Raw genomic sequence first — 22,056 nt, forward strand, 5'->3', positions numbered from 1 at the left:
GGCCGGAATCTTTTTGCTGTATAGTTCAGATTTTTATCCGTACAGATATAATGCGCCTCCCCCTGGCTGCAGGCATATCGTGTTCAGTGCAGGCGGCTCCGGATCAGCTCCAGAATGACCTTCATGGCCGCATCGTTTCTTCCACCCTCCGGGATGATGATATCGGCTTTCCGCTTGCTGGGTTCCACAAACTGTTCATGCATGGGTTTGACTGTCTCTCTGTACTGCCTGATGACGCTGTCCAGGGAACGCTCCCTTTCTTTGACATCCCTTTCTATCCTGCGCAGGATCCGCTCGTCGGCATCTGTGTCCACAAAGATTTTGAAATCCATGAGTTCCAGCAGAGAAGGCTCCGCAAGGATCATGATCCCCTCCAGGATGATGACCGGATTCGGAGGCACCAGGATCGTCCTGTCAGACCGGTTATGGATGGTATAATCATAAACCGGTATACGTACGCTTCTGCCCGCCTTGAGTTCGCGGATGTGTTCACACAATAGTTCCGTGTCGAAGGCATCCGGATGGTCATAATTGACCCTCGCCCTCTGGTCATAGGTCATTCCCTCCAGACGTTTATAGTAATTGTCATGACGCAGGATACTGACCTCGTCCGCTCCAAAACAACTGACCAGCTTGTCTGCCAGTGTCGTCTTGCCGCTGCCGCTTCCTCCCGCGATCCCGATCAGAATGGTATCCATACCTTTCCCCTTCCGGTTTTTTCTGAAGTGTTAAAAAAGAATGCCATACAGTACTTATTATAGCAGAACCGCCGGCCTGTGTTATGCATTTGCGACAAAAAATTCCCTGAAGTATGGGAATAATTGTGTAAAAGTTGCAGAAATATTGTGAAGAATGGAAAATCCTGTTATACTTGCTCACAGTATACAGGAAAGGACCGGTACATCTATGAACATCACCGTCTATCTGGGAGCAAGCAATGGCGTTGACAAAATGTACAGTATGGAGGCAAAGGGTCTTGGCGAATGGATCGGAAAGAGCGGACACCGTCTCATCTATGGCGGCAGCCGGACAGGTCTGATGGGTGTGCTGGCGGATGCGGTCCTGAGTACAGGCGGTGAAGTCATCGGTGTAGAGCCGGCCTTTTTTATCGAATCGGAACTGCAGCATGACTCGATCACCAGACTGATCGTCACTGAGTCCATGGCGGAACGCCGCGCAAAAATGATCGAACTCGGGGACGCCTTTATCGCTTTTCCCGGCGGGACCGGAACTCTTGAGGAGATCTCTGAAGTCATCTCTCTTGTAAAACTCGGGCACATCGATCATCCTGTCGTCTTCCTGAACCTTGAACACTACTATGACCCCATGGAAGTCATGTATCACAAAATGGTTGAAGAGGGTTTTCTTGAAAGTGTTCATCTGGAAAAAATACATTTTTCCACTTCTGTAGAGGGAACCGCATCCTATCTGGAGGGGACATGGAACCGGCTTAAAAGCGGAAAAAAAAGCGCAGCACAGATCGTCGGAACCGTGTCTTTCCCGAAATGAAAATAATGAAATCCGCGTCTTTCCGGCAGAAGGGGGGACACGGCTGTTAAACAGCACAAAGCAAAACAGAGCAAGGTAAAGCGATCCAAAGATAAACAGTACAGGGCAAACCAGTAACAAGACAGAAAAACTCCGGCCAGCATGGATCTGATCAGCTGACCGGAGTTCTTTTTTTCTATTAATTTTTCAGTTTTTCAGTTCTGATTCTGTTTTTAAGTTCTGTTTTTTGTATTTCTCAATTCTTCTGACTGCACATGATCTCACTCAGCACGGCAGATCTCACGGACCTTATAGACGCCCGGGATCTTCCGGATCCTGTCGAGGAGCTCCTGCTCCGGCGCATTGTCCAGGTCGAGCAGTGTATATTCCACTTCACCCTTGGACTTACTGGCCATGCCGGCGATATTGACTTCCGAGCTGCCGATGATGCTGGTGAGCTGGGTGATCATATTCGCGCGGTTCTCATGGAAAACACTGATCCGGTTTCCGGTCTCGCATTTTCCCAGGTCGCAGTTGGGGTAATTGACACTGTTTTTGATATTGCCGTTCTCCAGATAATCGGAGATCTCCTCAACAGCCATCACCGCGCAGTTGTCCTCTGCTTCCTCAGTAGAAGCTCCCAGATGAGGGATGGTGATGCAGCCCCTGCGTCCCGCCACTGTCGTGTTGGGGAAATCAGAGACATAGCGGCGGATCCTGCCTGCGCGCAGGGCGGCGACGACAGCATTCTCATCGACCAGAGAATCTCTCGCCATATTGATCAGAATGACGCCTGTCTTCATCATTTCAATCGCGTGCTCGTCGATCATACCCTTCGTTGAAGGCAGGGCGGGCACGTGGATCGTGATGTAATCGCACTCCTCAAAGATATCCTCGATCCGGATCACATGGTTGATACGGCTGGAAAGATGCCAGGCTGAGTCGATCGACACATAGGGATCATAACCGTAGACCTTCATGCCGAGATTGACCGCTGTATTCGCAACCTGTACGCCGATGGCGCCCAGTCCGATGATGCCCAGCTTCTTCCCCTGAAGCTCAGTGCCGGCAAATCTCTTCTTTTCTTTCTCGGCAACTTTTGCAATGTCTTCATTGTTCCAGTTGGAACGCACCCAGTCTACACCCTCGACAATATCGCGGGAAGCCAGAAGCATGCCGGCAAAGACAAGCTCCTTGACGCCGTTTGCGTTTGCTCCGGGAGTGTTAAAAACAACGACACCCTTTTTAGCCAGTTCATCGATCGGGATATTGTTGACTCCTGCCCCGGCGCGGGCGATCGCCAGCACTTCATCGGAAAGCTCCATACCATGCATGGAAGCGCTGCGCACGAGGATGCCGTTCGCCTCCTCCAGAGAATCCGTCTTCTCATACAGTGCGGAGAATTTGTCCAGTCCTTTTTGTGAAATATTGTTGAGACAAGCGTATTTAAACATTTTTCTTATTCCTGATTCCTTCCTGCTGCTTTAATTCTGGTCCTTAAAAAGAAATTTCCTTTATTTTCCGTCGTATACGAGGACACTGTCAACCCGGTAGCCCTCCAGTTTCTTTCTTCCTTCCAGACCCTTGAGTTCGATCATGACAAGAATGCCGGCAACGATTCCGCCGAGCTTTTCGATCAGCTGGGCCCCCGCTTTGACGGTGCCGCCGGTCGCCAAAAGGTCGTCGACCAGAAGACATCTCTGCCCGGGCTTGATCGCGTCCACATGGATCTCCAGAGTCGCTTTCCCGTATTCCAGATCATAATCGACGGACTCTGTCTTCCAGGGAAGTTTTCCCTTTTTACGCACAAGGACAAGGGGTTTATGGAGATTGTAGGCCATCGCAGCGCCATAGATAAATCCGCGGGATTCCGCTCCGACGATCACATCAAAATCCAGATCCTTGACCTGATCCTGCATCTGGTCGATCGCCAGCTGCATTCCTTCCGCATCCTGAAATACCGTGGTGATATCACGGAACAGAACGCCGGGCTCCGGGAAATCCGGGATCACACGGATATACTTGTCAAGATTATTCATAAGACCCTCCTGTCACTGAAAATATTTATTTTTAGCCCCCCACGCGCGGCGGGTACCTTACTATAGTTGCTTCTGCAGTTACTGCTTGCCACTGCATCGGTCAATGAGCCCCTGCGCGGACGGGTACTTTACTTTTTTCGGCGAGTACTTCGGCATAGTGGTTGGCCAGCGGGATCGCGTCCGTAAATTCCGACGCCATAAAGCACTCCGCACAGAATTCATCCAGGTTCTCAAAGCCGTCTCTGCAGGCAGAGAACAGTTTTTTTATCCTTTTATCTTTTTGGATCCCATAAACATCGGCCAGGGCATGCCCGAGTTCATGGACTGTAAGCCGCCTCAGGTTCATGCTCTCCTCCAGCTGCCGCACAGCCCAGACATCGGCAAAAAAAGGATCCTCGAGTTCGAGCCCGTTGTGGGGACCGGGTTCAATGACAGACCTCCAGTCTGTGATCCGGTCTTTCTCTTCACACTGCCCTTCCATCTCTTCAATCGGGTATACGGGATCCCGGCTGCCCGGCTTCTCCTCTTTCGCATTCAGTAAGCCGGTGTCCTGCCCGGACTTCTGTCTGAGATGTCCGGGCTGCTGCCTGAAGAAAGACACGGGAACATCTTCCTCCTCCAGGATCCTGAACACATTCTCCAGAACCGCTTCCCTGATCTGCGGAGGCGGAGTTCCCCGATTCATCAGGCTGTCCCGGATCTGTCGCGTTGAAGCTGAGATGCGCCCCGCCAGACCGTGTCCCCTGAGGATCCTGTCAAGCTCTTCCGCAGAGAGATCCACGGGCATCCGGGAGACCCGGATATGATTGAAGGAAATCGAGAGCGTCGCATTGTTAAACACCGCATGATCCCTGCAGGAAGCAAAGTCCCCATACTTTTCGCCCTCATAGGGAGAACCTTCCTCCATGCCGAAGTCCCATACCCCGTTGATCTCCAGTTCAGGATAGCGAAGCCTGTAGCTCCGGATGAGCTCCCTGATCAGACTTTGCTGCCTGTCAGAAAAGCCGTCCCCGCCGATCCGGGTAAAATAAAAATAGGTGTTTCCCCTGCCCGGCAGGGTCAGTACTTCACTCATATCTGTAATCCCCGCAGACCATTTTAACTTTACACATCTAATCAGTCAATAAAAGGTTTTGTTCGATACAAGAGACAAAAAAAGCAACCACAAAAAAGCGAAAAGGCGAATGTGTCAAACAGGTTTCACCTCTTTACACCAGCTCCAGAAACAAATCAACCGCCGTCTCGAGTATTCTGTCGTTAAAGTCGTACTCTTCTGTGTGTAATGCCGGGTATTTTTCCCCGTTTCCGATATAGACCATAGCTCCCGGGCATTCCTTCAGATACCATCCAAAATCCTCGGAAGCCCGCCACATCCTGTCCATAGGGATTGTCTGTAGGCCGGCTTTTTGTGCGGCTTCACGGATTCTGATGAGGCTCCGGCTGTCATTTCTGGTCTCCGGAAAATAGTCCCGGATGGCATAGCTGAAGCGGATCCCTAAAGGCTCACTTAATCCCCGGGCATAGTCCAGAAGGTCTTTTTCCATTCTTTTCATCTCCGCTTCGTATTCTGCGCGAAGCGTGAGGCAGAGTCTTCCTTCGCCGGGGGAAATACCGAAATCGCCGGTTCCGAGCCCGATCCCGGTCACCGTACAGAGCGCCATTCCTTCTTTTACACGACCGGCCAGGTCTCTGGCAAAGAGGACAGTTTTTGCAATGACCTCTGCGGGGTTTATACCCTCCCCTGGCGCGCTCGCGTGAGACGTTTTGCCTGAAAAATGCATCTCCAGCCCCTCCGATGCCGGCTGGGTCAGACCGTCGCGGAAGACCATGCTGCTCTCCGGAAAGCCGCCTAGATTATGAAATGCAAAGATTTCCGATATTCCCTCTTTTTTGAGCAGATCTCTGCACAACAGGGCACCCTGCCCGGTCTCCTCCCCCGGCTGGAAAATCAGGTAAACATCATTTTCTGTTTCCATCTGGTCCAGTTCCAGCGCAAGCCCGCACAGCGCCGCGCAGTGACCGTCATGCCCGCATTTGTGTGAGACACCCCTGTTCCTGGAATGGTAGGGAAGGTCGTCTTTCTCCATGATCGGAAGTGCATCCATATCCGCCCTGAAGGCAGTTTTCTTCCTGCCCTGTCTTCCGTTTTTTTCGCCGGACTGTACATAATGTACATTCAGAAGCAGACCTGAATCTGCTTTCCCGGTAGTTCCTCTTTTTGCCGCATAACACCATCCGCCGCAGTCTGCGACCTGCAGCGAGGTATTTTCTCTCAGAAACTGCCGGATGATTTTCAAGGTTCCTGACTCCTGCATGGATAATTCCGGATACATATGGAGCTCATGCCGCAGTTGAGTGATCTTTTCAAGATTTTCTTTTTTCATATCAGTTTTATTCCTTAACCTGTGAGAGTTCAGGGAAATGCTCCGCAGCAAGCCCGGGGACTGGAAGATCGGGAGACAGAGAACCGTCCTCTTCAACCCCGGAAGCCGGAAGATCAGGAGACAGAGAACCGTCCGCTTTAAACCCGGAGGCCGGAAGATCGGGAGACAGAGAACCGTTCACTTTAAACCCGGAGGCCGGAAGATCAGAAGACAGAGGACCGTCCGCTTCCTGGTCGCTTTGATGAGAAAAAGATGGCACAAAAACCGTCTCCGTGTCAACCCGCATGGATCCATGCACTTTAATTCGCTAAAAATAAATCGAAAAACCACTTGCGCTCTCGAAAAAAGAATGCTATGCTCTACTAAACCGTTGAGGGAGAGTGAGTAAGCTTTATCCCTGACTCCACAGAGAGCTGCGGATGGTGAGAGCGCAGCGGGTCATATACAGCCGAATGGACTCCTGAGGGCAAGCAGAAAGAGGCAGGGCACATTTTTAATCTTGTGTTCGTACTGTTAGTGCCTCAAGTATGTGAGACGGAGAAGGCGCTCCGTGATCAAAAGCCAGCGTATGTCAGTACGCGTTGAGTGGGTACAAGTATGTACCAAGCCGGGTGGCACCGCAGGAATTTTCAATCCTGTCCCAGCGTAATACTGGGACAGGATTTTTTTGCGTGAAGCAATGAGCCATGCACGGACGTGTAAATTGAAGGCTGACGCGTGCCCGCACGCGGGCAGACTGATATTTACACGGACGTATACGGCGAATGCCGCGACAACATCATCTCCTTCGGAGCTGAGCAAACACCCTGTGTTTGCGAATCTGTCGGCATGGCGAATTGCGGGCCTGTTTGAAAGCAGCCATGCATTTTTTCTTGTCCCGACACTGACATCCTGTTTTTTCATTTTTCGTGTAACCTATACCGGTCTGTAAAGAGCGCAGGCTGCACATAGGACGCAGAGCAGTATACAGCAGCGATCCGGAGATGAATCTGTACTGGAGATTCTGTACTGAAGATGCTGTACTGTATATTCTGTACTGCAGATTCTATACTGCAGATCACACGTTACTGATCTGGTCAAAGAGCAGGCGGAAACGATCATACTGTTCTGCCAGTCCTGCTGCCCGGCTCATTATGCTGATCCTCAGGTTACACAGCCAGGTTACACAGTTATTTTCAGAAGGGAGAAGAATCATGTACAAAGACATTCTGAGCAAGCTGACCAACGGTGTGGATCTGAACGCGGAAGAAGTAGCCAAGATCATCTCGGATATCCGTGAGGACAAACTTACAGAGGGGCAGATCTCCGGATTTCTGGTAGCCCTCGTTATGAAGGGAACAACTCTTGAGGAAACTGCCTACATCGCCCGGGCCATGCGGGAAAACTGCATCCCGATCCGTCCTGACATCTCCGTGGAGATGATGGATACCTGCGGGACCGGCGGCGGACTCTCCACCTACAATATTTCCACCGCGACAGCACTGATCGCTGCAGCCGCCGGCATTCCCGTCGCCAAGCACGGCAGCCGTTCCATCTCCAGTCTGTCCGGCAGTGCCGACGTCCTGGAGGCTCTCGGAGTCAATATCAATCTTACGCCTGAACAGGCCGCTGAACTGATCAAAGAAATCAACATCGCTTTCATCTATGCACCGCTCTTCCATCCCGTGATGGGAAAGGTCCTGCAGCCGGAAGCCGCGCTGGGGATCAAGACCATTTTCTACACCATCATCGGGCCCCTGATCAATCCCTCCTTTGCTCCCCGCCACCTGCTGGGGGTCTATAAACCCGAGCTTCTGGAGCAGGTCGCGACTGTCGCGAAAGAGATCGGCTATACACGCGCCATGTTTGTCCACGGACTGGACGGTCTGGATGAAATCTCTCTTCTCGGAAAGACCCGGATCATGGAACTCAAGGGCGGCGGGTTCTCCACTTATGAGATCGAGCCTGAGGATTTCGGTCTGCAGCGCTGCACACTGGAAGAGATCCGGACCGGTACACCGGAAGAAAACGCAGCGACGATCCGCGGTGTCTTCGACGGAAGCATCCGCGACGCACGACGCAGCGCAGTACTGCTCAACGCGGCGGGCGCCCTGATCATCGGCGACAAGGCAGGCGGATTTGCTGACGGTATTGCCAAAGTGGCAGAGATCATAGACAGCGGCAGGGCCGCCGCAAAGCTGGATGAGCTGGTCAGACGGTCCAATGCCTTCATCTCCTGAAACACGACATGGGGAACAAGGTATTTTAATCTGAGACACACTGCAGGAAAGTTTTCCTGCCCTGTACACAGTATTAGAAAATCATGCATTTTACACCCGGTAAGCAGTATCGGGAAACCATACAGTTCTGTCCATGAGGCGGGTTAAAAAGAGGATATCAACATGGATTTTCTCCAGGCATTGAAAAAAAGAAAAGCAGAGGGACCCTTTCCCGTTATACCGGACATCAAATGCTTTTCCCCGAAGGAAGGGGACCTGATCCGCGGCAGGGATCCCGCGGCTCTGGCCGCACAGCTGGAAGCTGCCGGCGCCTGTGTCCTGTCTGTCGTGACAGAACCGGATGATTTTCACGGCTCCCTGCAGATGCTGCGGGAGATCTGCAGCACAGTCCGAATCCCAGTTCTGCGCAAGGATTTCATCGGGACTAAGGAAGATCTGATCCTGACAAAAGAAGCCGGCGCCTCGGCAATTCTCCTGATTTATTCCTGCCTGGGGAAAGACCGTCTGAAAGAACTCTATGAGCAGGCACTTGGAATCGGTCTCGTCCCTTTTGTAGAAACACATACGGCACAGGAGCTGGAATGGGCGGCTGAGCTCGGTGCCCGGCTGATCGGGATCAATAACCGGGATATTCTGAAGCTCGAGCGCGACGACGGTGATGTCTCCCGTTCCGAAGACCTGATGAGATTTCGTCCCCGGCAGGCTTTTCTTGTCGCTGAGAGCGGCATGATGAGCGGAGAAGATGTCCGGCGCGCCGCCCGCTGCGGCGCGGACGCGGCTCTCGTCGGCACAGCGATCCTCCGGGAGAAAGACCCCGGTGCCATGTACCGCGCCATGACCCGCCCATGCGGCCTGAAAATCTGCGGCCTCATGGATCCGGAAGGGGTCCGGCTCTGTCTGGAACAACATGTGGATGTTCTGGGCTTTGTCACGGAATATCCCGTTCCTGTCCCCTGGAACCTGCGGAAGGACGAAGCCGCAGACCTACTCTCTTCAGCCAGAGACCTGTGCGGCAGGCTCTCCTCTCCCGCCGGGCTGTGCGTCGTTACCGGCGGAGCGCCGGACAAGGTCATCCGCCTCGCGCGGGATCTGCGGCCCGATTTTGTACAGCTCCACTATACGGAAACAGCTGAAGAGACTGTGAAGATTGCTGAAGCCCTGCACCGGGAAGGCATTCAGGTGATCCGCAGCATCCCCCAGGACAAAGAACAGAAAAACCGGATGTTCGGCACCGCCGATCCGGCTGAGATCGCCCGGAGCTTTAGTCCTGCCAGAGTCGACGCCCTCCTGCTCGATGCCAGAGATGCCGCCAACGCAACGGATGGCGGAGGTTCTATTCTGGAACATGTGGACCTGACAGCTGTTCAACAGATGCGCAGCCATTTTGCCGGAAAGATCATTCTCGGCGGCGGGCTTACGGCACAGAACATCCGCAGAGCCGCGGACCTGTTCCACCCCGACCTGGCAGATGTCATGACCGGAGTGGAGACAGGACCCGGGAAAAAATCCGAAACACTCCTTAAAGAGCTGATCAAAGGACTCGAGCAGTCATGAGCATCCGCAGCCATAAATCAAAAGCAGAGATCACCTGCAACAAGCAGCCATTACATGCAACATGCAGCTATTACATGCAACAGGCAGCCATTACATGCAACAAGCAGCTATTACATACAACAGGCAGCTATTACATGCAACAAGGCTGTCAGGATAGATGAGGTAAAAGAAATGTCAAAGGGAAGATTCGGCATACACGGCGGGCAGTATATTCCCGAAACGTTGATGCACGCAGTAGGCGAGCTGGAAAGGGCTTACCTGAAATATAAAGAGGACCCCGGCTTTCAGAAAGAACTGACGGATCTGTACAACAATTATGCCGGCAGGCCCAGCATGCTCTACTATGCGGAGCATATGACAAAGGATCTGGGCGGGGCAAAAATTTATCTGAAAAGGGAGGATCTCAACCACACGGGTGCCCACAAGATCAACAATGTACTCGGCCAGGTCCTGCTGGCCAGATATATGGGCAAGACCCGCGTGATCGCGGAGACCGGTGCCGGCCAGCACGGCGTGGCTACCGCCACGGCGGCCGCCATGATGAACATGGAGTGCGAGATCTTTATGGGAAGAGAGGACTGCGAGCGTCAGGCCCTCAATGTGTACCGCATGAAACTCCTGGGCGCGAAAGTCCATCCCGTGGACACAGGGACCAGAACCCTCAAGGACGCTGTCTCTGAAACCTTCAAGGAGTGGACGCGCAGGATCGACGACACCCACTACGTGCTGGGTTCCGTCATGGGACCCTACCCTTTCCCGGAGATGGTCCGCGATTTTCAGGCCGTGATCAGCCGTGAGATCAAAGCGCAGATCCTGGAGCGGGAAGGCAGACTTCCCGATGCAGTACTTGCCTGCGTGGGCGGCGGGTCCAATGCCATCGGCGCCTTCTATCACTTTATTGATGATCCTTCCGTCAGGCTCATCGGCTGTGAGGCGGCGGGACGCGGCGTCAGCACTTCCGATACGGCCGCCACGATAGCGACCGGGCGTCTGGGGATCTTCCACGGTATGAAATCCTATTTCTGCCAGGACGAATTCGGGCAGATCGCTCCTGTATACTCTATCTCTGCAGGTCTGGACTATCCCGGGATCGGACCTGAGCACGCGTACCTGTATGACATCGGCCGGGCCCAGTATGTTCCCGTCACCGATGATGAAGCCGTCCAGGCTTTTGAATACCTGTCCAGAACCGAAGGCATCATCCCCGCCATCGAGAGCGCACACGCCGTCTCCTACGCGATCGCCCTCGCCCAGTCCATGAGAAAAGATCAGATCATCGTCATCAATATTTCCGGCCGCGGCGACAAGGATGTGGCATCGATCGCCCGCTACAGGGGAGAAACCGATCTGTCGCTGTAATGCAGAGCAGCGATATGTTTGCTGCAATATATACAGCGGGATTCCTGCTGTAATGCGGGGCAAAGCGGAATGCCTGAATAAAGATGAGCACATTTGTGATGACCACATTCCGTGATAATCACATTCTGTTAAGAACACATTCTGTGATGGGTACATTCCGTGATGAACACATTCTGTGATGAGAATTTGAGGAGATGATTATGAGCACGATTGCAAAAGCATTTGACCACGGGAAGGCACTGATCCCGTTTATCACCTGCGGGGATCCCTCCATGGAAAAAACCGCGGAATATGTCCGTGCTGTCGTGGACGCGGGCGCCGACCTTGTGGAACTGGGCATTCCCTTCTCAGACCCCACAGCGGAGGGGGATGTCATCATGGCGGCGGACGCCCGCGCCCTGGCGGCCGGAACAACCACGAAAAAAGTCTTTGACCTGGTCCGGGAGCTCCGTCGGGATATCACAGTCCCCATGGTCTTCATGACCTATGCCAATGTTTTGTTTTCCTACGGTTCCGAGGACTTCATCAGGACCAGCAGGGACATCGGGATCGATGGTTTCATCCTTCCCGACATTCCTTATGAGGAAAAAGATGAATTTGACGGGATCTGCAAAAAATACGACAGGGATCTGATCTCTATGATCGCCCCCACCTCCAAAGAAAGGATCACCATGATCGCAAAAGAGGCCTCCGGCTTTTTGTACTGTGTCTCCTCCCTGGGAGTCACCGGTACCAGAAGCTCGATCACGACCGATGTAGGAGCCATGGTACGCACCGCCAAACAGGCCAAAGACATCCCCTGCGCAGTGGGCTTCGGAATCTCCGGTCCCGAACAGGCTGCCGCCATGGCCGCTGTCTCGGACGGCGTTATCGTGGGATCCGCGATCATGAAGATCATTGCTGCGGACAAACCGGGTACGACAGGGGAAGTTTACAGGTTTGCCAAGGAGCTTAAGGATGCTATAAAGACTTAATGAAATCAGGAAAGTCAGAATGAAATCAGGACCACCAGACTGAATGAAATCAGGAAAGCAGAATGAAATCAGGACCACCGGTTCAGCCGGTGGTCCTGTTTATGAGTACAGACTATGGGAACAGACTATTAGAATAAACTATGAAAATATACTATGAAAATATACTATGCGAACAGACTATAAGAATATGAAAAAAGGAAAGGAACTTACATCATGCAGGGTGTGAGCAGTTATCTATTCCGTGCACAGAGATTCTATTTTGACTCCGCGGTCCGGATATGAAACTGCCAGATTCTTCTTTAGTGCAGAGATCTCGTTCACAGTCATGCCGCCCGTTTTTAAATAGGTCCCGGCACATCGTGCCAGATCCACTTTACTCCAGTCGGTAATATTTTTCTGCCCGGAAATGTATATCAAATCTTCATTAACGTGCGAAACCGCCTTTTCCCACGCCTTCTCAGCACTGCAGGAATCTATATTGATATATGACCGGGCATAGTCGTTCACCATGTACTCATAAGGAGCTCCCATCAGACACTCAAGCAGCAGGATCACCAGGCCGCTGCGGTCTCTGCCAACCTCACAATGCACCAGATACGGACCCTTGTTTTTCACAAAAAATCTCAGGGCTTCCGCAACTTTGGGACAATAGGAAGGGCCTCTCCGGGTGACTCTCAGATTCGCTGTATATACACGTCCTCTGGCATACAGCGTCTTGTAATAATAAGAGGGGCTTACCATATAGTCCTTGAAAAATTTATTGAGTTTAGCGTCTGAATCTGACAGGTTCAATACGGTCAGAATGCCGTTTTCCTCTGCAAGCTCATTTGCATATAGAGATCTGACAGTCCCGTTCGCGGGATGCTGGCTCCGGAACAGATTGTTCTTCCCGATTTTTCCCGCCCTGACATTGCGAAAGTTCGCGTATGCCGCATCAGGTGAGGCGCATTCTCCGTCTGCAATCTGGTTTCTGTCTGCAATTTTATTCCCGTCTGCCGGCCGGGTCCCATCAGCTGCCTTGTCCCCGTCAGTTGCTTTATTTCCGGCCGCCGGCCGGGTCCCATCAGTTGTCTGGCTCCCGACTGCCGTCTGGTTTCTGTCTGCCGCTTTTACAACATTTAAGGAAAGACTGAACATCAAAACCGTCAGCGTCAGAAGAAAAGCCAAATATCTCAATATCGGTTTTATTTTTTCTGTCATCCGCTTTTCTCCTTCCCTCAAACTGTAAAGCTTACGGGGCTGCCGGTATTTCGGCGTCCGCCTGTTTATAGAGGACTTCCAGCATTTCCGGTGTAACCGATCCGACCCGGTTGTAAACGACTTCTCCGCGCCGGTTCAGCACGATCGTCTGCGGCAGAGTCGAGCCGCCGTTGGCAATGGTGAAAATAGTGTCTTCCTCTTCATCATCAAGGGCAAAGGGAAGTGTCCATTTATCCCATCCTTTAGATTTCACATAATCCTGCGGTTCTATTTCGCCGGTCATCGAAGAATGGACCGCGATCACGGCGACCTCTCCCTCGTGTTCATGAAGAAGTGCTTCAAAATCAGGCAGTTCCTGAACGCAGGGTGTACAATAGGTCCCCCAGAAGTTGATAAAGACGATTTTTCCTCTCGTATCGGCCAGATGGAATTCTCCGCCATCGAAGGTGGGCGTCGTGAAATCCGCTAGCTGCTGACCGATCTCATATCCTACAGGAGCACTGCTCTCAAAGCTGACGCCGGCTTTTTCAGCAGGAATCTCAGCGGATGTTCCGGCAGATGTCTCAGCAGATGTTCCGGCGGATGTTCCGGCAGATGTTCCGGCAGATGTCTCAGCAGATGTTCCGGCGGATGTTCCGGCAGATGTCTCAGCAGATGTTCCGGCAGATGTTCCGGTAGATATTTCAGCGGCTGTATTTGAAGATGCTCCGGTGGTTTTTTCAGAGGAATTCTCAGCGGCGGGAGATATTCCGTTCTCTGCTTCTCCCTCAGAAACCTCATTCATCACCTCATCCGGCGTCACGGAGGGCTTTGCGGCTGAGCGCTTTCTCACAGAAGGATCCAGGAAATTGAACCACAAGAGAGCTGCGCAGAGAAAAACAAGGGCTGCGCTCCATATGATCCTGAAGACGTGCTTCCGGTTTATATCCTGATCCCGGTTTAAAGAATCCGTTTTGTCCGCCGGTGCTTTCAGTGTGAAAGAGCCCGCCTTGATGGAGATGGCGTTCCGGGTGCAGACCTCCATGCACCTGCCGCAATTGATGCACTCGTGGTCGCCCACATGCCGCACGTCCATGCCGCAGGAACATACGCAGCTGCCACAGCCGCTGCAGCGGCTGCTGTCCACTTTCACGCCGATGACATTAAAGCTGTTGAAAAGGCCGTAGATCGCTCCCAGGGGGCAGATAAAACGGCAGAAGGTCCGGTAGCAGAACACGCACAGCAGCCCGATGAGGAGCATGATGATAAACTTCCGCGTGAACAGGATGCCCAGCATGGAAAACTTTTCCGAGTTTACCGGGTTTGCCAGGAGTCCTATGGCCCCCTCAAAAGTCCCGGCGGGGCAGATATATTTGCAGAAGCCCGGCAGAGGCATGTTGTGCCTGAGCCCATACCACAGCGGGATGGCAACTGCAAAGACCGCGAGAAGAATGTACTTCAGCCAGCTGAGGACGCGGGTAATGCGGGACTTTCTGATTTTCGGCGTGGGGATCTTGTGCAGCAGCTCCTGAATAAGGCCCAGGGGACAGAGCCAGCCGCAGATCGTGCGGCCGAGTATGACACCGTAGAGCAGGATGATACCGAGCACATACCAGCCTGCCTGATGGCCGGCGGCAGCAAGCGCGTTCTGGATCGAGCCCAGCGGGCAGGCTCCGATCGCGCCGGGGCAGGAATAGCAGTTAAAGCCCGGCACGCAGACCGTCTTTGCCCTGCCCACATAGATCTCCCCGTCTATGAAACCTCTCAGATGGGCATTGTAGAGCAGAGCGCTGTACAGCTGCACGAGCCGGCGGGTTCCGGGGCAGCAGCGCTGCCGCCAGTTCATATTTCCATTATCCAAGGCCAATACACTCCGTACAAATATTTGCAGCTTTTGTGAACACAGCTTTCGCGCTGCCGTTCATCACACCCAGAACAATAAAGACGACCGCCGCGATGGTCAGGACGATCCGGAGCGTCCGCTTCGCCTTCGGATTCCCGGCCTGCGGACAGTTTTTCGTTGAATTCTTCTCTGTCTCTGACTTTTTCTCAGTCTCCGAATCCTTCTCGATCCCGTCCGCCTTCGGCTCCGGCCGGATCCCGGATTGGCTCCCGGATTCTTTTTCCGCTTTGATCTGTGCCTGAGCGGCAGCTGTCTCTCGCAGCATGCTCTTTTCCTGCAGAACAGTGGACACTATGAGACAGCCGAATCCCAGAATGATCCAGGGAAAAATATGGGCAGCCAGAGCTGCGGCCATCTCTTCCAGACTGCCGCCGGGGAAATGCTCACCGTTTGCGACATAGATGATCACCGGCACCAGGCAGAGCAGAAACAGCACCCGGCCGACCCGGCGGAGCTTTTTCTGCCTGCGCTGCTCTTCTTTCATCTGTTCACCGGGATCCACCACACGCGCGACAATGAGATTACGGGCAAGCTCCGTATCCCTGACCGGCTTTTCAGCGTTGTCATCTTTGACGGCCAGGATCCAGCCCGCGGCTGTCAGGCCGAACGAGCCGAAAAACAGCGGAGCGATCGGCCTGAATTTTTCAGCTGCCTTTTCGGCAGTATAGATCGATTCCATCGGGTCCTCAGCCTTGCGGGCCTTACCTTCGCGGTAGATCGAGACGGCCGAAGCTGCCAGAAGGATCACCAGCAGCACGCAGACCACCGACTGGACGATCAGATACAGTTTCTTTTCTGTCATAAAAATCCACCCTTCCTGTCCGGGAATTATGATGGCCCGAAACGGTTTTTATTAGTTCGAATCTGCTTTCTGCAGGGAGATATAGATATCGCAATAGACGGTCTCGGTCTTGAATTCTTCGTTGTTCTTTTCATAACCGGAGGGAACCTTCAGCATGTGTATGGTATAGATCTGGCCTTCATCCGCTTTGAAAGAGGCTACACCGTTTTCATCGGTCTTTGCCATCATGCAGGTGCTGTCCGAGCAGAACTGTACCGCTGCGCCTTTCACCATGTTTCCCTCTGTATCGCTGACGAACACGCGGTAGACACCCGCATCGTTGGGTGCAATACTGACAGACTCAGGCTCCTTCACTTCAGGCTCGTTTCCTTTCAAAAGACTATCGATGACTTTCTCATATTCGTCCATTTTTGCAGGGGCACCCTTGAAGCTTCTGCAGAGAAGAGTTCCGTCGCTGCCGAAAAAGTAGGATGTGGGAAAGGCTCCGTCATACTCAAGGAGTTCATAGAGATCCTAAACCTGCCGGATTCCGGACTCGCTCAAAAGGGAGTTCCGTCTTATTGGTTTATTATAGCATTGAATCATCAAAGGGTGAACAGGCCCGCTGCACTTCTATAAATAACGGACAAGTCAATGATCAATGATCAGACTTGTCCGTTATTATTCAGGTCAGGTTTTCTTCCCCAAGAGCTGTATTATTATTATCCGCATCGTCCACCAGGCGGCATAAAAAGGCTGTCTTCAATACCTTACGTACTTCCCGGCAATGATAGTCCTCCACAGGGCAGGCGGCAAAGGATGTGCAGTCAGGAAGAAAAAGGCAGGTCCTGCATTTTTCCCGTGTACGATCCACCCGGCAGAATTCCCTTCGGGCATCGTCGTCCGTAACACCCTGCCAAATATCCCCGAAGCGGCTTTCCGGAGGGCAATGCTCGCAGGCATACAGGCTTCCATCCGGCCCGATCACCACGCCGCTGCCATCCGCCATGCAGTGGTTCACCCTGTATCCCGGCTTTTCTCCGAAGAGCGGACCGGTGGAAAACCCGGCAGCCTCGATCAAGGGTCTTGCTGCAGTCACTTTTCTCCAGACCGGAAGATCTCTCTCCCCCGCGCGGATCCCGTACAGAGGGGAAAGATAGCATCGCACCTTCTCCTTGCAGGGGATACCGTCTTTCAAATCCTCGAGAAAGGCGGGGATCCTGTCAAAATTGTCTTCGTCCACATTGCAGCGGATGCTGACCTCGATGCCGGCTTCGCTCAGCATCCTGATCGCTTCCAAGACACGGTGATAGTGATCCTGGTAGTTAATATACCGTTTTCGAAGGATATAATCACTTTCCGCGCCGTCCATGGAAATCTGGATCCTGTCCAGCTGCCATAGGCCAGTCATTTTTGCAAGAATCTCCGGGGTGATCAGACTGCCGTTTGAAACCATCGAAGAACGATAGTGCAATCCGGCATCACGCAATCCTTCACAGATGCGTCCGATGATATCCGGGCACATCAAAGGCTCCCCGCCAAACCAGTGCAGGCCCACGCTTTTATCTGTATGTGTGTCCACGATATAGCGGATGGTCTGCTCTACGGTTCCAGGAGCCATGGTCACCGGTTTCATGCCCTCTTCGTAGCAATAAACGCAACGGGCGTTGCAGGCGAGAGTAGGCAGAATGGTGTACCCCTTATACCCTTTACTGTCCTTCTTTTTTCCAAAGACTCGAAGCATGGACATAACAGCATTATAAAAGCCGCATTCGTCCTTGCCTTCCGGTACCAGAAAAAGCTTCCTGATCAGAGCGTCATAGCCTTCCCCGGCCCTGCACCGCCCGGGCAATTTCGTTTCCAGACATTGCCGGGTCAGCGTGTTACACACAAAATCCCTCCCTTTGTAAGCAAAGGACAGCGTGAACTGGGAAGGGACATAGACGACACCGTCAAGAAGCCGGACAGGCGGTAATACCTTTGCCAGCGTTTCATCAGGTTTTCGTATTTCTCTCATTTGATGCTTTATAATTTCTTAAAAAGATTTTGAAAATAATTCCTCCTGACGATGCAAATCATCATTAGAAAGTATGCGTGTCGGGGCCTTCATTTGTATCTGCTGTTCCCCCAACACAGAAGCTGGTCAGAATCACATCTCTATTGAGTTCCACAATTTCCATTATGGGCTTTTCGTACTTTTCCATTTTTTCCTTTCTCAGGGTTTTACCCGATTTTCAATTTTTATTATTCATTATCGGAAATGACATTTTCAGTGTTTTTCTGCCGAAGCATTATTCAGCTGTCAACATATAACAGTCAGAAAACATTTGCCATGGAAGGCTCATTATCAGCAGGGTTGCCCGAACCGCACCTTCCGCTGGTAAGGATAACCGAATCGTCTATATCAATAATCTCCATTTGAGGCTCATCATACTTTTCCATGGTTTTTCCTTCTACTTGTTTTGCCAGGGTTTCATTCCTGTCCGTGGCTGCTGCCAACGACATGCCGTCCCACAGCTTATAATATCCATCGCATGCATTATAATACAAAAAAGCATGTATAACAACGATTCATCCTCATTTATGAAGATATGCGGGATTGAATTGGTACAGTTTAGAACGCCTCAAAACCCGATGCCAGGCGTTTTTCGTAATCTTAAGCGTACTCCCCCCGGGTGGAATGGCGAAAATCCTGTCACGCAGCGATAACAAAACTTAACTTTGCAGAATGGGTTTTTGGCAAAAGTTACTGTCACACCCTCAATAGGGCGTGACAGTAACTTTCGAATACGTCCAGCTGTCAATGGGGAATCGGGACGATCATCCCGGTCACGCTGATTTCAGAAGGGCTTATTCCAGGTTATTTTCCAGGTTATTGCCCTGATTTCCTGTTCTTATCGATAAAGCAGACTGCGGATGTCCATGATGTTATTAGTCAAACGCAGCAACACGTGGCTCCTGCGGTGCCCGGCTTCATTGCGGCTGCGGTCCATGATGTTATCAATAAAACGCAGCAACTGCAGCCTGGTTGTAAAGATACAGCGCTTTGCCCAGATCGCTCACCTCCTTTTCGGCCTTTCCGGCGCAGGAGCGCGCGTAGGTCAGCACGGACATCGTGATCGTGTAGGTGTTTGTGCCGTCCGATATTGAATAGTCATTTGTATCCTGCAGATGGTTCGAATATACGCCGGTATCCAGTGCCAAGTATCTACCGACACTGTGATCTCCTGCTCAGGCTGCATGCTGACAGGATCCGCGTCTCCAATCGCCACCGACCACTCTTTAAAGACCTTGCCGGCCACTACATAGTCGCATTCGGGAAGCGGATACACGGTGTCCTTAACGGACTTCACATTTTCTATCTCACCTTCAGCGCTGTCATCACCAGGCTGGAAGTTCACAGAGCACAGATCCGGGACAGTTTCCAGAGGCACCAGCGTAACCGTTTTTTTCGGTGTCGTTGTGCTTCCTCTGAGGTATACATTATCTTTTATCGTATCCTTGAAATCGCTGTCGAACGTTGTCTTTGTACTGAAAAAACTCGTGGTAACTTTCATATCGGCTTTGCCGGACTCGGTCCAGCCGAAGTGAACGTTCATGCTTGTGGTAGGGTTGGGACCAAAGCCTCTTCCTATCCCGATGCCTACGTAGGTCGTCTTTCCGTCAGGTTCCAGGTCCATATTGCCGCCGGTGATGTTGACGTCAAAGCCGCCGGCATAGAAAGAGCTGCCGATGGAAGCCCCGGAGTCTGAACCGTTGACCGTGAGCGTACCGCCGGATATGTTGACAGTGCCTCCCGACGGGATGATATTATCCGGATCGCCTGAGACATTTACGGAAGCTGTTCCGGATACATGTATGCCTCCGCCGTTCTTTACGCAGGTGTTGTTCCGGAAGGAACCTGTTCTTTTTCCAATTCCCTCAGTCTCCGGAAAAACATCTCCTCTGTTGCCTGGTCTTCAAACCATTCTCTCCGGATCTCACCGATCCGGTTCAGACCGACTGCTTTTACCCCCTGCCGCGCCGCTTCAAACTGACTCATTGGTTTCTGCGCGGTCAGGCAGCGCGCGCCCTCCAGATCTTCATAAGCCAGAAACGCCTTGTTAAAGTCCATCAGCGGATGCAGCCGGATCGGCAGATTGGTCCGGTTATCGATCCAGAAGCCCCAGTTTCCCCAGTGCCGGTCAGTGTTCCCGATGAGATAATCGATAATGTTCATCATATGATAACCATACATGTCATACTGACCGATCAGGGCCATTCCTGTCGTATCGTGATTAGCTGCATAGATCTCCACATACTCCATCGGGACAATGCTCTTTTCCACAGAAGTTATCAGGCGGCTGGAACTGACTTTCACCCCGCTGTAGACAAAGGGCTCGTATAAAACCTGTTCAATGTCAAAACAGCGCGCGATCCGGCTGGCGAGCAGTTCCGCCTGAACATCCCTCTCCCCGCCGTCTTTCAGCAGATAAAACAATCCTCCTCTCCTGATCCAGGCCTTAGGTACTGCCCCCAGAGTGGAAACATCCCCTGCAGCATCCGCAGGCTTCAGAAGCTCCGCATTCTCCACCGTCAGGTTCCTTCCCAAAAGACTGACATCCACAAAAGCATCAGACAGGGAATGCTCATAAAGGTTCAAATCCGAAAAGGAGACCTGTTCTCCTTCCTTTCTGACCCAGAAGACATCTGTTAGCGTGACACAGTGATAGGACAAAGAGATTCCGGCACGTTCACGGTCCGTCGCCGCCTGCACAGCGCCGATAGCATTCAGCACTTCCTTTGCATAAACACGATCCAAAGTTAGTACACGGGATGCGCACCAGTAATAAAAATTGGTCAGATTATTAATACGGATGGACAGATCCTGCCCGGGATCCTCCTCCAGATAAAGATTCCAGGGAAGAAATGAAACCGCGGAAATCCTGCACGAACCATCCGAGGAAATTCGCGCCGCAACCACGTCCAGATGCATGATCTCATAAGTCCAGTCCATCCTGCACTATTCCTTTCTCAACATTTTACAACAATCCAGTCTGCCAGGCTCTGAATCCTGAGAAAATTATAACCTCTGATTGTCGGCCGGGCAAGGAAAGCGGAAGTTTCCTGCTGTCTCCTGCTGTCTGTTTTCTCAACTGGCTATTCCTATTACATGAAATAGTTTACATGAAATAGTTTACATGAAATAGTCCCGGATTACTCGAAAAACAGTATCGTATCCCAAGGGCACCTGACGCGTCTCAAAAGTCAAAATCAAATTAACGGTGGGGATATAACCATTTCGAAGATATATTCTAAGTTTTTTCAGTGTTCGTTCTAGATACTCTTCCTGGTCAACCATTCCAAAATGCTCCCATATGAATACTTTTCCTGTAGTAGGATGCCTGATTGTAAAATCAGGGTAAAAAAACTGTCCTTCGAGTCTCAGTTCACACTCATATCGATAAGGAATTCCATTATATGCAAGCCCCGAAGCAATAAGAGATTCTGATTTGGACCTCACCAAGGTCCCATCAGAAGCGCTTACCTGAAGAGCTTCCGGATAAAACGGATTTCCGGGATAATCAGCCACTCTCCACTCTTCCAATTCCTTGTTCATTAATGGCATATCAGAAATAAGCAGTTCTCTGAATCCAGAGTTCTCACTCAGGTATTGCCGTTCCGGCATCGCTGCGTTATTACTGCTGTTTAAATATCTGTTTAGTGCAAATAATTCTTTTCTACAACCAACCAATTTTCTTTTATCATAAGCTTTTCTTGCAAGCTTCTCTGCCAAAGGTCGCCCTGTTTTTTTGGAGATGTATTTGCGTTTTGCATTTTTTTCCTTTACTCTATGATCTTCTTCGTCGATGAAGTACCACCTGAAGTTTTTTCCATTCTTATGGCACCGCAGCGATCCTTTAGGAGCCTTTTCCAGTCTCATCTCCAATTCGCGAACTTCTTTTTCAAGCCTGTCTGCCTCTAATTGTATTATTTCATGTAAATTCATTCCAATACTCCTTTCCTTTTTCCCCGCAGGGGTGATTAATTGCTTTTGTCTCATTTCTGTCGCTTCGCTTTTTCACGATTTCTTCATTTGCTTTTCACGGCTTCTTCACTGCATGCGTGACCTTTTGACTGCCATGGCTTCCGGTCGCTTCGCTCCCTCTCCCGCAGTGGTGATCTTTTTCTTTTGA

The 22,056-nt window shown here is 51.6% G+C and carries 21 protein-coding genes; 5 read left to right on the forward strand and 16 right to left on the reverse strand.

Features of this window, described 5'->3' with window-relative positions; translation table 11 throughout:
- Positions 1 to 83: 83 nt before the first annotated feature.
- Positions 84 to 698, reverse strand: a complete 615-nt coding sequence (gene udk, locus BLT02_RS13560; protein ID WP_092996574.1) for a uridine kinase — start codon at positions 696 to 698, stop codon at positions 84 to 86.
- A gap of 154 nt (positions 699 to 852) precedes the next feature.
- Here udk and BLT02_RS13565 point away from each other — a divergent pair, with 154 nt between their 5' ends.
- Complete coding sequence (locus tag BLT02_RS13565) at positions 853 to 1,509, forward strand: LOG family protein (protein WP_347474995.1); 657 nt, start codon at positions 853 to 855, stop codon at positions 1,507 to 1,509.
- 260 nt (positions 1,510 to 1,769) lie between these two features.
- Here BLT02_RS13565 and BLT02_RS13570 read toward each other — a convergent pair whose 3' ends face one another.
- The 5 genes from BLT02_RS13570 to BLT02_RS13590 all read right to left on the reverse strand — a co-directional run bounded on the left by BLT02_RS13570 (position 1,770) and on the right by BLT02_RS13590 (position 6,170).
- Positions 1,770 to 2,942 carry a 3-phosphoglycerate dehydrogenase family protein gene (locus tag BLT02_RS13570; RefSeq protein WP_092996580.1) on the reverse strand — a complete coding sequence of 391 codons (1,173 nt, stop codon included), beginning with the start codon at positions 2,940 to 2,942 and terminating at the stop codon, positions 1,770 to 1,772.
- 60 nt (positions 2,943 to 3,002) lie between these two features.
- Entirely contained in the window at positions 3,003 to 3,527 is a 525-nt protein-coding gene (locus tag BLT02_RS13575; RefSeq protein WP_092996583.1) for an adenine phosphoribosyltransferase, read from the reverse strand.
- A 100-nt stretch (positions 3,528 to 3,627) separates the two neighbouring features.
- Complete coding sequence (locus BLT02_RS13580) at positions 3,628 to 4,602, reverse strand: hypothetical protein (protein WP_092996586.1); 975 nt, start codon at positions 4,600 to 4,602, stop codon at positions 3,628 to 3,630.
- Positions 4,603 to 4,735: 133 nt separating this feature from the next.
- Complete coding sequence (locus tag BLT02_RS13585) at positions 4,736 to 5,911, reverse strand: M20 metallopeptidase family protein (RefSeq protein ID WP_092996588.1); 1,176 nt, start codon at positions 5,909 to 5,911, stop codon at positions 4,736 to 4,738.
- Between the two features lie 7 nt (positions 5,912 to 5,918).
- Complete coding sequence (locus BLT02_RS13590; protein ID WP_092996591.1) at positions 5,919 to 6,170, reverse strand: hypothetical protein; 252 nt, start codon at positions 6,168 to 6,170, stop codon at positions 5,919 to 5,921.
- Between the two features lie 934 nt (positions 6,171 to 7,104).
- On the opposite strand from BLT02_RS13590, the gene trpD reads away from it, so the two are divergent.
- The 4 genes from trpD to trpA all read left to right on the forward strand — a co-directional run bounded on the left by trpD (position 7,105) and on the right by trpA (position 12,017).
- Entirely contained in the window at positions 7,105 to 8,130 is a 1,026-nt protein-coding gene (gene trpD, locus BLT02_RS13595) for an anthranilate phosphoribosyltransferase (RefSeq protein ID WP_092996594.1), read from the forward strand.
- Positions 8,131 to 8,292: 162 nt separating this feature from the next.
- A complete protein-coding gene (locus BLT02_RS13600; protein ID WP_092996597.1) occupies positions 8,293 to 9,684 on the forward strand; it encodes a bifunctional indole-3-glycerol phosphate synthase/phosphoribosylanthranilate isomerase in 1,392 nt (463 codons plus the stop codon).
- Positions 9,685 to 9,855: 171 nt separating this feature from the next.
- Positions 9,856 to 11,043: a tryptophan synthase subunit beta gene (gene trpB / locus BLT02_RS13605; protein WP_092996600.1), complete on the forward strand. Its 1,188-nt coding sequence runs from the start codon at positions 9,856 to 9,858 to the stop codon at positions 11,041 to 11,043.
- A gap of 200 nt (positions 11,044 to 11,243) precedes the next feature.
- Positions 11,244 to 12,017 (forward strand): tryptophan synthase subunit alpha, encoded by a 774-nt coding sequence (gene trpA / locus BLT02_RS13610; protein ID WP_092996603.1) that lies wholly within the window; start codon positions 11,244 to 11,246, stop codon positions 12,015 to 12,017.
- Positions 12,018 to 12,251: 234 nt separating this feature from the next.
- Here the strand turns inward: trpA and BLT02_RS13615 are convergent, their stop codons facing one another.
- The 10 genes from BLT02_RS13615 to BLT02_RS13655 form a co-directional block, all read right to left on the reverse strand.
- A complete protein-coding gene (locus tag BLT02_RS13615; RefSeq protein ID WP_092996606.1) occupies positions 12,252 to 13,217 on the reverse strand; it encodes a tyrosine-protein phosphatase in 966 nt (321 codons plus the stop codon).
- Positions 13,218 to 13,248: 31 nt separating this feature from the next.
- Positions 13,249 to 15,057 carry a 4Fe-4S binding protein gene (locus tag BLT02_RS13620; RefSeq protein WP_092996609.1) on the reverse strand — a complete coding sequence of 603 codons (1,809 nt, stop codon included), beginning with the start codon at positions 15,055 to 15,057 and terminating at the stop codon, positions 13,249 to 13,251.
- Positions 15,050 to 15,901 (reverse strand): CD1871A family CXXC motif-containing protein, encoded by an 852-nt coding sequence (locus tag BLT02_RS13625; RefSeq protein ID WP_092996612.1) that lies wholly within the window; start codon positions 15,899 to 15,901, stop codon positions 15,050 to 15,052. The genes BLT02_RS13620 and BLT02_RS13625 overlap by 8 nt, the downstream gene beginning before the upstream one ends.
- Positions 15,902 to 15,952: 51 nt before the next feature.
- A complete protein-coding gene (locus BLT02_RS13630; RefSeq protein WP_092996615.1) occupies positions 15,953 to 16,309 on the reverse strand; it encodes an Ig-like domain-containing protein in 357 nt (118 codons plus the stop codon).
- Between the two features lie 256 nt (positions 16,310 to 16,565).
- A complete protein-coding gene (locus BLT02_RS13635) occupies positions 16,566 to 17,897 on the reverse strand; it encodes a radical SAM/SPASM domain-containing protein (RefSeq protein ID WP_092996618.1) in 1,332 nt (443 codons plus the stop codon).
- Between the two features lie 64 nt (positions 17,898 to 17,961).
- Positions 17,962 to 18,084 (reverse strand): hypothetical protein, encoded by a 123-nt coding sequence (locus tag BLT02_RS18135; protein WP_278277415.1) that lies wholly within the window; start codon positions 18,082 to 18,084, stop codon positions 17,962 to 17,964.
- A 112-nt stretch (positions 18,085 to 18,196) separates the two neighbouring features.
- A complete protein-coding gene (locus BLT02_RS18140) occupies positions 18,197 to 18,322 on the reverse strand; it encodes a hypothetical protein (RefSeq protein ID WP_278277416.1) in 126 nt (41 codons plus the stop codon).
- Between the two features lie 659 nt (positions 18,323 to 18,981).
- On the reverse strand, positions 18,982 to 19,560 hold the full coding sequence (locus BLT02_RS13645; RefSeq protein WP_242869818.1) for a hypothetical protein: 579 nt from the start codon (positions 19,558 to 19,560) through the stop codon (positions 18,982 to 18,984).
- A 194-nt stretch (positions 19,561 to 19,754) separates the two neighbouring features.
- Entirely contained in the window at positions 19,755 to 20,876 is a 1,122-nt protein-coding gene (locus tag BLT02_RS13650) for a hypothetical protein (protein WP_092996624.1), read from the reverse strand.
- Between the two features lie 180 nt (positions 20,877 to 21,056).
- Positions 21,057 to 21,869 carry a hypothetical protein gene (locus tag BLT02_RS13655; RefSeq protein ID WP_139187631.1) on the reverse strand — a complete coding sequence of 271 codons (813 nt, stop codon included), beginning with the start codon at positions 21,867 to 21,869 and terminating at the stop codon, positions 21,057 to 21,059.
- Positions 21,870 to 22,056: the final 187 nt, after the last annotated feature.

Origin of the sequence: Sarcina sp. DSM 11001 (assembly GCF_900101015.1) — a bacterium.
Classification (GTDB): Bacteria; Bacillota; Clostridia; order Lachnospirales; family Lachnospiraceae; genus CAG-791.